Origin of the sequence: Brevundimonas diminuta (assembly GCF_039673845.1) — a bacterium.
Classification (GTDB): Bacteria; Pseudomonadota; Alphaproteobacteria; order Caulobacterales; family Caulobacteraceae; genus Brevundimonas; species Brevundimonas diminuta_E.
The window spans coordinates 1-15,393 of record NZ_JBDJMK010000001.1 but is presented as its reverse complement, the minus strand read 5'-3'; the positions used below and the strand labels follow the sequence as shown (position 1 = coordinate 15,393).

Sequence of the window (15,393 nt, the reverse complement as noted above, 5' to 3'; positions counted from 1 at the left end):
CATGGCAGGCTAGGCGCTGGAAGAGTTCGGATGGTCGCTCGCGCGGGGGGGGGGGGATTTTCTTCAGCGCGCCCCTGAGTCTGTGGCCTTCGCCTGGCAGCACCCGTCGCTATTCGACGGCTATTTTCTCTATCCGAGCCGGCACCAGAATATCCCGGCTTTCAAGATCCTCGTCGAAGCGCTTCGATATGGGCAGTGACAGCGGCGTCGCCCTGCGGCCTCTGGGTATGGAGCATTTCGAAAGTGAAACATGTTTCGTTCTCGCAAGATCGAACGGACATTGCGCCCCCATGGGCCTCAGCAATTTCGTTCACGATAAAAAGGCCGAGCCCGAGACCCTGACTATCGCCCCCTTTCGGGTTTCTGACGAAAGGCTGAAACAAGCGATCACGAACGGACTCTGGTATCGGTTCCCCTTGGTTGCACACGGACAATCGGAAGCGGCCGCCCGCAAGGACAGCTTCGACATTTATGGGCGTACCCGGCGCGCCATGAGCAACGGCGTTAGCGACAAGATTTGAAGCAAGTTGCGCCAACCGCCCGGCATCGCAGTATAGGGGCTGGTCAACGGCGATGTTGCAGTAGATCAGGTGCTGCTGCGCGATCGTCCGGATTTCAGCAATCACTTGTTCGAGAAGAGGCGAGACCTCTACAGGCCTGAAGTTCAGGTGCAGACCGCTCCCGAGCCTCCCCCGAGCAAAATCCAGAACGTCATCGATAAGCGTCGCTGCGCGGGCGACGCTAGCCCCCATCTCTGTGGCGACCAGACGACCGTGCTCGCTCAGCCCATCTCGCTCCAGCAACCGCAGGCCGGACGCAACCGCTGCGAGCGGGTTTCGCAGATCATGGCCCAGAACAGCGATGAACTGCTCACGCAGAGATGCCGTTTCAAGCTCGGCAGCCGCCAATGCCTCGGCCTTGCTCTTCGCTGTTACTAGATCCTGTTCGTAACGGCGCCGATCGACTGCCTTGAACATCGTCAGCCGCGTCACGAGATGTTCGCCACCCGGCCCACGACGTTCCGCCGCATTGGCTATGACCGGAAGCTTGACGCCGCCCGAGCCCATGACATCAAGCGCCAGTTCATTCACGAAGCCTTGCAGACGCAGCAGCGGCGCCATGTGAGTTTCAAAGGCGATACGCCCCCCGAAACTAAGGACCGTGTGGAATGGCTTTCCGACAAGCTCCTCCGCTGGCAAGCCGAGCCAACTGGCCAAGGTCAGGTTGAGCTTCAAAATACGCGCGTCGGGCGACAGGGAGAGGTAGCCGCAGGGCGCATGTTCATAGAGGTCTGCGAGATCTTCCTCCACGCCGCCGTCAGACAAAAGCGCGTATCGCCGCCGTCACTTCGTCCGGCGCGCTGAGATTGGGGCAGTGACCCGTGGCGTTCAGGAGCACATAAGCACTCTGCGGGACCTGCCTGTGGACATACTCGCCGACGCAAGGCGGAGCGATAATGTCTTCCCTGCATTGCAGGACCAGCGTGCGCGCGGTGATAAGGGGCAAGTCCGCCCGGTTATCGGAAAAGAAGGTCGTTTTGGCGAACTGTCTGGCGATATCCGGGTCGGTCGCGCAAAAACTGTTGGCAAGCGTCTCTCCAAGCTCGGGACGGTCCGGATTGCCCATGATCGCCGGGCCCATCGCCGCAGACCAGCCCAAATGGTTAGCCTCCAGAAACTCCAACAACTCTTCTACTTGGGGGCGAGTAAAACCGCCGACGTAATCATCCTCATCGATGTAACAAGGAGAGGGACCAACCATGACAAGATCAGAGAAGAGGTCCGGGGCCTTCAAGCTGGCGAGCGCGCCGATCATGGCGCTGACGGAGTGGCCGACGAAAACGGCGTTCTTCACCCCAAGCCCGCGGCCCATCTCCACAATATCGGCTGCGTATCCGTCGAGGTCTGCATATTTACTTGGGTCATATGCGGCAAGATCAGATCTGCCGCACCCGACGTGATCGAACAAGATCACGCGAAAATCATTCTCGAATTCGCGTGCTACAGCGGACCACATACTCTGATCACAACCAAACCCATGGGCGAACAACATGGGTCGCGTTCCGTCGCCGGTAACATTCACATTGTTTCTGCGCAGAACCATGAACCCCATCTCACGTGGATTGGCTATCAACTCGAATACGCTACCCGATAAATATTAAATATTTGGCCTAGCTTTCACCAGGCGTTTAATTGGCCCACGCTTGGATCCCTCGTTCTAAAGCCCCGCAGATCTCGTTGCCCAGTTATCCAGGCGCTCGCAGAGAAGCCGGCTGCTGAGACGCAATTTGAGCGCACTGACGCCGACGCCAAACCGTCTCCGAGACCAGATCTTGCTGACCGAAAACGATCTTGTACTGACAGATGAGATAGTTGTCGGACTGCGGCATCTTGAGTTTGACGTCATAATCCCACTCGTCGCGCACCCCGTTTTTACGAAGCGGCTCTCCGAGAACCGCCGTGACTTCGGAGCCCGAAAGTCCCGCTTTGATCGATGCCAGGCGTTGCGGCTCGACGACCAGGCCATGCCGCACGAACGGTGGATTCATCTCCCGCGGACTGACCTCGACATCGGTATAATCAAGCGCATTCGGATTGCTGACGCGATCGACAGGATTGGACTGCGCCCATACCGGCTCCGCGGTCAGACTCAGTCCGAGCAGCATGGCGCTGATAACAGCTGACAGCTTGTACATGGCAGTATCCTTTCAGTTTCTCTCAGCGCTCACGCAAGGCTTCGCGCGTCTTGTTCAGGGGCTTGGTCAAATAATCCCAAACGGTCTTGCGCCCGGTTCGGATGTCCGCAGTGGTCACCATGCCCGGGGTGATCGGCAATCGGCGTCCCGCCTTATCCGTCAGCGCGTCGGCTTCTGTCCGTACTAAAACTCGATAATAGACGATCTCGGGCTTCACCTCGTCCCGAAGCGTATCGGGGGCGATAGTCTCGACCTTCCCTTCCAGTCCGCCATAGATTGAGTAGTCATAGGCGGTCACTTTCACCAGGGCGCTCTGGCCGGGATGAATGAAGGCGATATCTCGCGGCGAGATACGGGTTTCCACCAGCAATTGGTCGCCGATCGGCACCAGTGTCATAACCGATCCGCCCGGAGCGACAACGCCTCCGATGGTCGTGACATCGAGGCTTTTCACGATCCCGCGCACGGGAGAGCTTAGGGTCGTACGATCAAGCATATCCGCTCGGCCTCGCACGACCGATTGCAGCGACTTGACGTCGGCGTCGGCCTTGGAAAGCTCCTCGCGGCTTCGAACCAGGTACTGAAGACGCGCTTCGCCCAGCTTCAATTCGAGATCGGCGACCTGCCGCTGCAAGCGGATGACTTCGATGTTGCTCGCGGCGCCGGTGGCGATCAGCGACTGGGTGATCCCAAGCTCACGCCGCGCGAGGCCCAGAGCCTGGTTAAGGCCCCGCACCGTCTCTTCAAGGCTGGCTCGCCGCGACTGAAACAGCGCTGTCTCAGCGGCTTTGAGGTCTGGCCAATCGGCGAGTTCCTTGGGCCAGACGATGACCGATCGCCCACTGACCTCCGCCTGCAGCCTGGCGCTTGCGGCCAAGGCTGCGCGATAGCGGGCAGCGGTCTCTTCCACACTCGTTTCACCTCGGGTTGGATCGAGTTGAGCCAACACCGCGCCCTTTTCAACGATCTGCCCTTCGCGGACATGCAACTTGGACAGGATTCCGCCTTCGAGCGTCTGGATCACCTGATCGCGTGAGCTGGGAATGACTTTGCCGCCGCCGCTGGAGACTTCATCGATCTCAAAGAACAAAGCCCACAGGAAGAAGGCGGCGATAAACAAGGCCACCAGCCAGACGATACGGGTGGAACGGCTCGCGCGCGTTTCATCGAGATCAGCGAGATTCGGCAAGCTCTGCTCTCGCTCGCGCATGTTCGCGCCGTCGGCGTTTTTCAGCACGGGCCCGATCAAGACGTTTTTCCTTCATCGACGCGCGCTCGAGGCCGCACGACAAGCCGCGTTTTTGCAGCGGAGGCGGGCCGCATCGGTGCCGCAGGTTCGTTTTCTCGCAGCCGCGCCAGAACTGCGCTTTTGGGGCCGTCCATGACGATTGCTCCGCCGTCGACGACGATTACGCGGTCTACGGCGTCCAAGGCGGCCAATCGGTGGGTTGCGATGACAAGCGTGTGCTCGCCAGGCAGCTGTCGCAAGTTGGCGATGACATGGCGTTCGGTTGTTTCGTCCATGGCGGTGGTCGGCTCGTCCAGAAGAAGAACGCGCGGCTCGCGTACCAACAAGCGCGCGAGAAGCAGGCCTTGGCGTTGACCGCCAGACAGCCCCAGACCGCCTTCCTGGAGAGCATGATCGAGGCCCAGCGGCAACCGCTGCACATAGCTCAGGGCGCCGACCGAACGGAGCGCTGAGAGGACCCGTTCATCGTCTGCAAGCGGAGCGCCGAGCTTAAGATTTTCCCGAAGCGATCCATGAAACAGTCGAGCGTTTTGGCTCAACAAGCCTATATCCCGGCGGATGTCCGACGGATCAATATGGCTCATTTCCACATGATCGAGCAGCACCGATCCCCCGCTCGGCTGCATAAGTCCCGAAAGCGCCTGCAACAGTGTCGATTTTCCCGCGCCGTTCCGGCCGAGCACGGCGATTCTCTCGCCGGGTTCAATATGCAGCGATGAGATTCTGAGTGCGGGCGTCTCGCCGTCATAGCTGAAGGCGGCCTCGTTCATCACATAATGACCTTGAACCGCGGAGCGATGGACGCGAACGGTTTCCTGCGGATTATCTACAGGGAGCTTCATCAGCTGATCGAGGGACTGGGCCGCGATCTTCGCTTGTTGCCATCGGTTGAGCACCGTGGTGATCGAAGACAGGGGCGCCAGCATGCGGCTGACCAGTATGCTCGCCGCGACCAGCACGCCGGTGCTCATCTGGCCCGCCATCACATGCGGGACGCCGAAGAAGATCACGACGGCAAAGGCCGCCCCCTGCACCGTCTGCATCCAGTTGTTGAGCCGATTGAGGAGGTCGCGGAGCTTCAGGCCCGAATCGGCGTTAACGGCGTTGTAGTGGTTCCACTGATTCTGGAAACGTTGTTCGGCCTGCAGGACCTTGATGTCCTCAATCCCCTGGACCGCTTCAACAAGCATGGCGTTTCTAAGGGCGCTCTCACGCATGCCGGTCTGTGCGAGATCGCGCAGCCGCCGCTGCGCGAGGAGGCCGGGAATGATCAGCAGGAGAAACGCTACGATCGGCACCGCCACGAGCCAGCCGGCGATCATCCAGAAGATGAGGCAGAACAGCAGGAAGAACGGCAGGTCAGCCGCCGCGGCGATGGTGGTGGAGGTCAGCATGTCGCGAACCGGTTCCAGTTCCCGGATTTGCGAAATGAACGTCCCGGTCGATTTGGGCCGTGCGCTGTTCCTGACGCGCAGGGCGTGGCCGAAGACGCGATCGGAAATACGCAGGTCAGCTCGTTTGCCGAGCACGTCGGTGATCCGCATGCGCGCATCCCGCATGACCCATGCAAAGATCAGCGACAGAAGCACGCCTGCCGACAACACGTAAAGCGTCGGCATGGACTGAGCCGGAACGACGCGGTCATAGACCTGCATCGAAAATATAACGCCCGCGAGCGCCATCAGATTGGTGATGAGCGACGCGACAAGGATGTGTCCGTAGGGACGCCAGTCGACGAGTACGAGATTACGCAGCCAATTCTTTTCGACCGGCGCGATATAATCATCCACCCGAAGATCCCGGGCGGCCTGGAGCGGGCGAAGCACCGCCATGAACTGAACATGAGGCTGCAAGGACGCAGCGCTATGCGTGACCTCGGAGCGCCCATCGCCGCTCATGATGAGCGTCAGCCCATCGGTTCCCATGGACGTCACTACGGCGACCTCTCCACCGTCGAGCTGAATAGCCACGGGCAGACGCCAAGCGTTGAGGTCCGAAAGTTTGGGACGCACCTTCTGAAAAGAGAGGCCGGCTTGCCGAGCCATCTCCCTGACGCGCGCCTCTATAGAAGAGGCCTCGCTCCAGTCCGACGCGAGCCGGACATGCTCCGAAGAGGCGTTCAGCTGGAAGTGCGCCGCCGTGACAAGGATCGCCTCCCGCCACGCGGCGCGCAGCCCGTCGTCCGCGACGGGACCCGCGAGGCTGGCATGCGCGGTGACGCCGGCGTTCATAGCTTCTTCCCGATCAGGCCTTTCGGTCATCGAATTGCGCCGATTTCAGTTATGGCCGACTCGGACGAGCCGGCATCTTCCAAACCGAAAGCGCTGCGCAGCTGGTCGCGATGGTACAGGCATTGCACGGCGAGACGATATTGCAAGTAGACGCCCTGAATCTGGTCGACTCGAGCGCCATGATACTCCTGCTCGGCGTTGAGAAGATCGAGTAGCGAGCGGCTGCCGAGTTGTAGATATTGCTGCCTATAAAGATCTCTCGTCGCGTCGATGCTGCGTACACGCGTATCGAGAACGGGAGCCCTGCCGGCCCAGCCGTCAAGCTGAGCGCGCGCATCGGCGAGACCCTGACGCGCTTCCAGTCGGGCCTGATGAACCGCGTCCTCGAATGACCGGAGCTGATAATAGGCCCCGCGTTCACGCGCGCCCGTCGATCCGCCCTGATAAAGCGGCATGGCGAAATTGACCCCCACCTGGGCGCTGGATCGATGCTCCCCATAAAGACGCGAGCCATCGGTCAACGCATAACCGACGCTTCCGTCCAACGTGACGGTCGGTAAGCGCTCAGCGCGGGCGATATCGAGCTGGGCGCGGGCGTCGTCTCGTCGCGCCTCAGCCATGCGCACGCCGGGCGTGCTGTCATTCACGCCAGACTGACACGCTTCAGTCCGTAGGATTGTCGGAATATCTCCACGAATCCGTACCGGCTCGGCGCGGCCCGTGAGGTGCATAAGCGCGAGACTCGCACGCTGCGCTTCGGCTTCGGCGCCCAATAGCTGGGAACGCAATGCCTCGACGCGGGAATTCGCCTGTTCCAGGTCCGATCGGGACGTCGCACCCTTGGCGACGCGCTCGCCGACCAGCGACGCAATCGCCATGACCGCATCGAGTTGCTCTCGTGCGAGAGCGACGAGAGCCTGCTGCAGGTGGGCGTCCACCCAGGCCTGAGCGGTGTTCATCGCGATCTCGTCGGTGGCCCATTCCACCTGGGCCTCGCTGGCGCGCACTCCCGCCCGCGCCTGACGCGCGGCTCCGGCGACCTTGCCGAAATCATAAAGCATCTGCGAGGCGTTGACGGTAGCGGTGTAAACGTGCCGGGAGTCGTAGCTGCTGTTCCGATAGCTGTTGGTCCGCCCTTCTATCCCGCCAGTGATCTGAGGCCTATATCCGGCTCGCGCGGCTTCGACGCCTTCGTCAGCCTGCCGCACCTGCTCTCGCGCGCCCCTGATGCTGGGATGGGTGCGGACGGCCGCGCGAACCGCCTCCGCCATTCCCACGCCGTCTCCCACAGGATTCTGAGCGCGAGAAGATGTCGCCCCAAGAGAAACGCACAACGCGGAAAGGCCGATCACTGCTAGAGGCGCGCCCCAGCGTCGGCCATTCGTATCGGCCCCTCCCCGACGGACCGGATTGAGCCGATCCGTCGGGAAATATGCGGCTCGTGACCTATGCGCATCCGGGTCAAGCCGCATAGGAGACATTGACGTCCTCATCGATCGCCACCGACACGCCCGACGACGTGCTGGTGTAGATGATATAGCCGTCCTGCGCCTGACCATCGGTGCTCCACTCGTCCGTGTTGGACAGAGAGACATCATCATCATCGTCGCCATGGATCGTGAGGCGACCGCTGCTAGACCCGGTGATGCTCAACACATCGGAAATCGACAACCCGCCGGTAATCCGGTTCGCACCGGGCGCCGACAGGTCGAGAGCCTCGACATTTCGCAAATAGGTCGCGAGATCCGAACGGCTGAGGTTCTCGCCAAGACGCAGCGCAACTGTATCGACGCCGGCGCGTCCGTTGATCGCCTCGCCGTCCCAGATGAAACGATCGTCTCCTGTAGTCCCCTGCGCCGACGAAAGCGCGATCGTGAGCGTCTTGGGGACAGGGAGCGGCGCCGTCTGCGCGTCGTTGCCGCTTTCCACCGTGAAGGCGTTTACCGTCACCTGCACGCCCGGCGTGTCCGTATCCATATCGGTCAGGGCCGACGCCGCCTGCACGAAGCCCAGATCGTCGAGATCGTCCTGGCTCAGGCCGGTGATGACGTAGGTGTCGGTCAAAGGATCATAGGTGAACGCATCGTAGAGCGTGTCGCCGACGTAGAAGGCGGCATATTGACCGAGTCCGGTGATCTGCAGCGTCGTGGTCTCGATGCTTCCATCCGCAACCGCCGCGTTTGCGGCCGCTGCATCAGCCATGGACGCGTTGAGATTGAGGCTGATGATCCGGCCCTCTGCGCCGAACGACAGGGTAGGATCAAAGACCACACCGTTGGCGACTGCTTCGACAGTGAGCGTTTCAAGCGGCACCGTGTCGACGCGCGTTTCTTCCAGCGAGGCCTCGCCGGACTCGACCACCAGCGCCAGGTTGTCCAGCGTCCCGCTCCAGTAGGGCGCGGGCAGGATCGCGACATAGGCCGGCATCGAGCCGTCCGCCGACAGCACCCAGGTGTTGGTGACGCCGTCGCCTCCGGCGTTGGAGGCCTGAGCGGCCAGCGTCGCGTCGCCGGCGCTGTCTCCCACATAGAGAAGGAATCCGACCGGTACGCCAGCCAACAGGATCGACTGGATGGATTCGGACCCGTCCCCATCATTGAGCGCAACGGAAAGCCCGGTCAGCTCAATCGCTTGGCTCTTGTCCGCAGATGCGGGCTCGGCCCCGGTCACGGCCTGGTTGCTCACGGTAACGCCATTGTTGACGATCTCGATCACGGCCGACCCGGCGGCTGTGGCGGAGGCGACATTGGCCGCGCCCGTTTCCTGGGTCTGAGCATAGGCGGTGAACGTCACCGCGCCCGGCTGGAGGGTCACTCCGTCCGGCGCGGTGTAGATCAGGTCGACCGACCCGCCTGCAGTTCCGACGTCAATGACGTAATAATCGCCGTCCGGCACCCCGGCCACGCCGCTGACAGTGCTCAGGGGAACGGTTGCGCCGACGCCGTCGGTCACTGTGCCGCCATCGTTATTCGCGGTCGACACCTGCACATAAAGCTTGCCGTCGACGACCTGGCCATCGGCGCCGTCAGCAGGATCGGAGACGACGATCGTCGCGTTCACACTGTTCTCGCTTTCATCCACATCGAAGGCGGTCACAGCAATCACGGCCTCGTCGGTCACGGGCGTGACCGGCATGTCCGCGCGCTCGTCGGCCTCGATGCTCGGGCCGCCGACGACCGAACCCATCAGGCGCGCATCGAAGGCGAAGCTGGCATTATTATCATTGCTGTCGGGCGGCGGCGTAATGCTGATGCTCGCCAGCAGCGAGTCCAGCGCCGCCTGGCTGTCGCCGCCAGCCGGCACCGTCACGGTCGCGGTCCAGGTCGGCACGCCGCCGACGTTGGTGAGGATCATCCCGCTGACCTGGGCACCGGGCGGAAGATCGGTGACGGTGACCGTGTAGCTGTAGGCCAGGTCGGGATCGCCGACGGAAACGGCCGCATCCATGACGCCCCCCAGCACGAAGGCCGCATCCTCGGTCCCTGCCGCGCCATTATATTCCCACTGCTCGATGACGGGAGGCAGGAACACTCCTCCGTCGGTCAGCGCGACATCCAGCGTCCAGACAACGCTATCGGTGACAACGCTCGCAGGCGTGGTTGGCGACTGCCCCTGGTCCTGAACCTGAGCCGTCATGGAGATCGTCGAGAGACCGTTGCCTGCCCCGATGCCGACGATGAATTCCACGGGCACGTCGATGCCGCCGCCGCCGATCGAGCGGGCGTCGCCGGCTTCGTAGATCAGAAGCCAGCTATCCGCGCCGATCTGCGAGGCGCCTGTCACGGTCACGCCATCGGGCACCCCCGTGATGAGGATGCGCACGAGGTGCTCGCTGCCGTCGCTGTCCTGCGAATCCACATGCATCCTCACCGTCAGCGCGCCTTCGGCGGTTACGGTAGCGGTGTCAGGGGCAGCGTCATCGCCCGCATTATTATCCGCCACGCTTCCGGCCGCCGAGGTCATGGTGATATCGTTGATCGACACATCCACCGGGTCGGTCACCGGCGTCGCGCTCAAGGCGAGCGCGCCCGGCTTGATTTCAGTCACGGCGGGAAGCGAGCCGTCGCTGGACGGATCGACGACTTCGTAGAGGAAGTCGAGCGACCCCAGGTCGCCGTCGAGATCGGAAGCTCCCTGGGCGCCCAGGTCGGCGACCTGCTCGGCTTCAATGACGAAATAGGTCACGCCGCCGAACACGATGGTGTTCAGACCCGCTGCGTCGAGCGCGACCGAACCAAGGAAGAGGGTATAGTCCGCGCCGGAAGCGTAATCCTGCGAGATGAAGATGCGGCCCAGAGCCTCATCCTCGTCTCCGTTCTGCAGCACGATCCCCATATTGAGGGACGTGACCTCGTCCTCCACCAGGGTCGCACCGGTCGTGATCGTGGCCTCCGGCGAAGGCGTTACGGCAAAGCTGATGTCAACCAGGTTACCCGTGCGCGAGTCTCCGTCATTTTCTGTAGTGACCGGAGCCACCTTGAAGTTGACCGTGCCGCTGTAATTCGGCGGAGTGACGATCGAGACATTGGCGAGATTATCGGCTGAAACCACCCAAACGCGATCACCGCCTGTCCCCATCGTCACCATCGTTGCCCCGAAGACCGAGAATTCGGCCGGCAATCCCGTGATCCGCAAGGTGACGGCTTCCGAGCCGTCAGCGTCCGGCGATGCGACGCTTTCGACGAGATCGGCCAGCGACACGCGGTTGTTGCCGCCGTCAAGCGTGGCCTCGGCGACGGTGTATTCGGTCGCAGGCAGGGTCACGGTCGCAACGTCCGCGACGCCGGTCACCGAAACATCGATCGTCCGCGAGACCGGAGCGGATTGCGCGCTGCCGTCCACCGAAACCGCGCTCACCGTCAGCGGGAAGTCGCCATTGCTGTGCAGCGGCGGGGTGATCGTCACCGGGACGCTGTTGCTGAAATTCGGAATCTCGAAACTCGTATCGCCCGGCGTCGCGGTGAAGCTCGTCGCGCCCGCGCCGACGCCGTAAGTGACCGTCGCCCCGAGAGGGATGCCCGAGATGGTGACAGTGAACGTCTCGGACGGGTCCGAGCTCGTCGTCCGGATCGATAGCGGTATCGCCGAATCCTCCAGGCCCGTGGCGCGTCCATTGAGCGCCATCGTCACAGCATCGGCCACAGGATCAAACCGGATCAGGGAAAGCGTCGCTGATCCCGAAATATCGACGCTGACGCCGTCGCCGCTCACCTTCGGCGGATCGAGCGGAAGCATAAGGACCTCCGCATTGTCGTCATAGTCCACCGTACCGGCCTGGACGCCTATCGTCAGCGTACCCGACACATCCGGCGGCAATTTGACCTGCAAGGTGTCCAGATACTGCTGAGGAACCCAAAGCGGTTCGCCGACATAGGTCTGGGTGATCCATGTCGCGCCCCCGTCGGTGGAGTAGCGGAACTGGGCGCCGATTTCCGTCTCGCCCGGCGTGTCCGGCGCGAGCGTCGGCGTCAGCACCGCATAAACAAACTCGTCGGCGTCCGCGTTCGACCAGCCCTGCAGCAGGTTGAACCCTCCCGTGGTGTTGGAAGCGCCGGCATAGGTCGTGCCAAGCGCGAACCACGCGTCTTCCGCACCTGCGACCGCATAGGTGCGATCCGGCATGATCGTGACATCATTTCCGCCCAGACCGTCGCTGTCCGTATCTGTGCGCTCCGCCACCGGCTCGACGGTTATGGTCACGTTGCGGGTGACAGGGGCCGGAGCGCTTTCGACCTCGCTGCCGTTGACTGAACTGCTGTCCACGGAGGTAATCGAAAGCGCTATGGTCGCGTTCAGGCTGCTGTGCGCAGGGGGCGTGATCGTAAAGTCATCGAGAATGGCCTCGCGCTCGGCCCGGGTCAGGCTGGCATCGAAGACGATTTCGGCGGCATCGCCATTGATGATGTAATTCCACCCAGCCGAGACGGGCGGCGCCGTCACGACCCAGCCGGTCGGCACGGTGAACGCGACAGAGGTGATCACTTCGCCGCCGAGCGTATCCGGGTCCGTGTCCGTGTCCGTGACTCTGACGCCCGCCAGGAAGGCGACAGGCGTATCCTCTTGCGTCGTAACATCGCTCGCGGCGACATCGCCCGCCACGGGGGCGACGTAGAGATTGAGCGTGACGGAACTCGTCTCAGTGGTGATTGGGCCAGAGGAATCCGTGTCTGTGTCCCGCGAGTTGAGGGTAATTGTCACCCCTTCGATGTCGCCGCTGAAATTGGCAGGCGGCTGTATGGTGATCACGGGCGGCGCGGCTGACGCCCTTTCCCCCGACGACGCGCTTGCGACAGCAGCGCTGATGGTGGTTTCGACACCGTCGATGGTGACGACCGTTCCGGCCGGCAGGCCCGTCACGACATATTCGAAGCGTTCGCTGCCGTCCGCATCTGGGCCGGCGTTACCGTCCATATCAACCAACGTCGCAGCCAGTCCGCCGATGCTGATCGGCTGATCCTCCGAACCGGTCAGACTCGCGCTGCTCGCGCCGGCGATCGTGAGGGTCGCGCCATCGGTGACGGCCTGCACATCAACGGTGATGAGCTGGGTGTTGGTCGCACCTGGCACCGGATCTCCCTCCCCGTCCAGCACGACCGCCCCGCCGGCGTCTACCTCATAGCTCGTCACCTCGACCGTGACGGTGAAGTTGTCGCCGCTCTCGGCCGGCGGGACGACCTGAAGGGCCTCATACTGGGCAGAGGTCAGGTGATAGATGCCGTTCGCGACGTCTTCCGCAGGGACATTCGAAACATGATCGATATCGGTCAGCACGATGGTGATCACTCCGCCAACCGGCGTCAGATCCGTGGCGCCCGTTACGAAGGTGACGCCTGCTGCACCGGCGCCGCCGACGCTAAGCGTGATCGCGCCCAGGCGCTCCGGATAATCCCCATTCGCCACGCCTGCGCCGAGATCGGTTATGACCGGCTTCGTCAGATCAAGGGGTTGAGCCGTATCCTCAAGTACGGACACCGTCTTGGGACCGTCGAGTTCGGGCGTATCCGCCACGGGCGTGACTTCAAAGGTGATCGTCTGCGTCACCGGCTCAGCGCCGCCGCCGCTGGTTTCGGCCATGGTGTAGGTAATGGTCGGCACCACGCCCGAATAGTTCGGCTCAGGCGTGAACTCATATGATCCGTCCAACTCGATAGAGAGCGTTCCTCGCGGAATGCCGTCGCCATCGGTCAACGGAATGGGCGTTCCCCAAACATAGGTGCCCTCCGTGTAGGTTTCCGGCGTCCCGTCGCCATCAGCGTCGATCTGGAAACTCGTCACCTCGATGATGTCGTCGACATCGTCGACGTAATCCTGCAGCGTGCCGGTCGCAGTTCCGTCCTCGGGCAGTTCCACGGTAGCGGCAGGGGTCGTTCCGACGAGGTCGTCATTGGAGCCGGCGACATTGATCGTGATGATTTGCTCGCGATAGGCGCCATGCTCGTCGGTCACGATGGCGGTGAACCGATCAATCCCATTCTCGCCATCGTTCAGCGCCTGCGTCGCCGCCCTGCTGTTGTCGAGCGTGTAGGTCCAGGCGCCCGTCGCGGGATCGATGACGATCGTGCCAAAATCGCCATCCGCATCCACAATCGTCCAAGTCTGCGTCGCCTCGGCGTCGACGTCGGATGCGGTCAATTGCCCACTGGCGATGTCCGACCCGGTCTCGTTGGTTCCCACTTCCACCACAGAGCCTGTTGCGGCTGCCGTATCGGACGTGATGACCGGTCGGTCGTTTGTCCCCGTAACGGTGATGGTCAGGGTGCTGGTGTGCGTGGCCCCGTTCACGTCCGTCACGATGTAGGTGAAACTGTCGGTCGCCGTCTGACCCTGCCCCAGCGCCTGCGTATCGGCATCTTCATTGTCGAGCGTGTAGACATAGGCACCATCGGCGCCCAGCACCAAAGAACCATAGGTCCCGGTCAGGGCCGACCCGACGATCCCAACCGAAGCGCCAAAGCTGACGCCCGAAACCTGCAGCGTATCGGTTTCTCCAGCATCGACATCGCTGTCATTGTCGAGCACGTTGCCCTCGGCCGTCGCAACGCCATTGGTGACGTCGTTACCGCCGTCCAGGACTCCCGCTTCCGTCACAACATCGACGTCGGCGACGGCGACAGGCGCATCGTTGGCGCCGTTGATGGTGATGACGACTTCGCGTGTCGCTATTCCGCCCCGGCCATCGCTGACCTGAACACGATAGGTGAGCGGAATGGAGTCGCCTTCCTTCAGCGCCTGCGTTGCAGCGAGCGAATTATCCAGCGCATAGGTCCATGCGCCCGTCGCAGAATCAATGCTGAACGCGCCATAGGTGGCGTCCGGCGTGCCGATCACGCTCCAGACCAGCGGATCGTTTTCAATATCCGTCGCGCTGAAAATGCCGGACGCGCCGGGCGTGCCTGCGGTCGGCGTGCCATCGTCCAGATTCCCGGCCTCCACGACCGTCGCCAACTGATCGCCCCCGCTGATGATCGGCGCATCGTTCACCGGGTTGACGGTGATGACGAGATCGGCCTCGTCGCTGCCGCCCTCCCCGTCGCTGATCGTGTAGGTGACGGTGGGAACGACGCCGTTCCAGTTCGCCGCCGGGGTGAAGCTGTAGCCGCCGTCCGCCGCCAGCGTGAAGACGCCCGCGCCGGGGATCGTCACCGTGTCGCCCGCGTCATGCACGCCGGGAACGCCAACGATGGTGAAGCTCACGACGCTCAGCGTGTCGCCGTCCGGGTCGGTGTCGGCGGCGTCGTTCGCCCCCGCTCCCGTCAGCACATTGCCGCTCACCGGCGTGTCCTCGTCGGTCGTCGCCGCATCGTCGTTCGCCGTCGGCGACGGATTGGTCACCTTCCACTCGAACGTCTGGTCGACCGTCCCGCCGTTGCCGTCGCTCGCCGTGATCGTCACGCTGTGCACGCCGCCCGCGAAGGCCTGGCTCGCCGACGGATCGATCGTACCGCTGATCACCCCCGTCGCCGGATCGATGCTCAGACCCTGCGGCAAGCCGCTCGCGCTGAACGTCAGCGCATCGCCGTCGACGTCAGCGAAGAAGCCGCTCACGTCCAGCGACGTGATCGTCTCCGCATCCGCATCCTCCTGATCGCCGATCACGCCTTCCGGCGTCGGCGCATCGTTCACCGGGTTGACGGTGATGACGAGATCGGCCTCGTCGCTGCCGCCCTCCCCGTCGCTGATCGTGTAGGTGACGGTGGGAACGACGCCGTTCCAGTTCG

The 15,393-nt window shown here is 62.7% G+C and carries 7 protein-coding genes; all 7 read right to left on the bottom strand.

Going from position 1 to position 15,393, the window contains the following annotated elements; genetic code table 11:
- Window positions 1–161: 161 nt before the first annotated feature.
- Window positions 162–1,310 (bottom strand): PAS domain-containing sensor histidine kinase, encoded by a 1,149-nt coding sequence (locus tag ABE454_RS00035; protein ID WP_346527791.1) that lies wholly within the window; start codon window positions 1,308–1,310, stop codon window positions 162–164.
- A gap of 7 nt (window positions 1,311–1,317) precedes the next feature.
- Window positions 1,318–2,052, bottom strand: coding sequence for an alpha/beta fold hydrolase (locus ABE454_RS00030; RefSeq protein ID WP_346527789.1), 735 nt, complete (start codon window positions 2,050–2,052; stop codon window positions 1,318–1,320).
- Between the two features lie 193 nt (window positions 2,053–2,245).
- Window positions 2,246–2,695 (bottom strand): outer membrane protein assembly factor BamE domain-containing protein, encoded by a 450-nt coding sequence (gene bamE, locus ABE454_RS00025; protein ID WP_346527787.1) that lies wholly within the window; start codon window positions 2,693–2,695, stop codon window positions 2,246–2,248.
- Window positions 2,696–2,717: 22 nt separating this feature from the next.
- Window positions 2,718–3,944: an HlyD family efflux transporter periplasmic adaptor subunit gene (locus ABE454_RS00020; RefSeq protein ID WP_346527785.1), complete on the bottom strand. Its 1,227-nt coding sequence runs from the start codon at window positions 3,942–3,944 to the stop codon at window positions 2,718–2,720.
- Complete coding sequence (locus tag ABE454_RS00015; protein WP_346527783.1) at window positions 3,941–6,175, bottom strand: type I secretion system permease/ATPase; 2,235 nt, start codon at window positions 6,173–6,175, stop codon at window positions 3,941–3,943. The genes ABE454_RS00020 and ABE454_RS00015 overlap by 4 nt, the downstream gene beginning before the upstream one ends.
- Before the next feature lie 26 nt (window positions 6,176–6,201).
- Window positions 6,202–7,446: a TolC family outer membrane protein gene (locus ABE454_RS00010; protein ID WP_346527781.1), complete on the bottom strand. Its 1,245-nt coding sequence runs from the start codon at window positions 7,444–7,446 to the stop codon at window positions 6,202–6,204.
- A 190-nt stretch (window positions 7,447–7,636) separates the two neighbouring features.
- Window positions 7,637–15,298, bottom strand: a complete 7,662-nt coding sequence (locus ABE454_RS00005; protein WP_346527779.1) for a VCBS domain-containing protein — start codon at window positions 15,296–15,298, stop codon at window positions 7,637–7,639.
- Between the last annotated feature and the right edge of the window lie 95 nt (window positions 15,299–15,393).

Coding starts and splice junctions, on each gene's coding strand:
- ABE454_RS00015 (WP_346527783.1), bottom strand. CDS start 6,175: ATGAACGCCGGCGTCACCGCGCATGCCAGCCTCGCGGGTCCCGTCGCG.
- bamE (WP_346527787.1), bottom strand. CDS start 2,695: ATGTACAAGCTGTCAGCTGTTATCAGCGCCATGCTGCTCGGACTGAGT.
- ABE454_RS00010 (WP_346527781.1), bottom strand. CDS start 7,446: ATGGCGGAGGCGGTTCGCGCGGCCGTCCGCACCCATCCCAGCATCAGG.
- ABE454_RS00030 (WP_346527789.1), bottom strand. CDS start 2,052: ATGTTGTTCGCCCATGGGTTTGGTTGTGATCAGAGTATGTGGTCCGCT.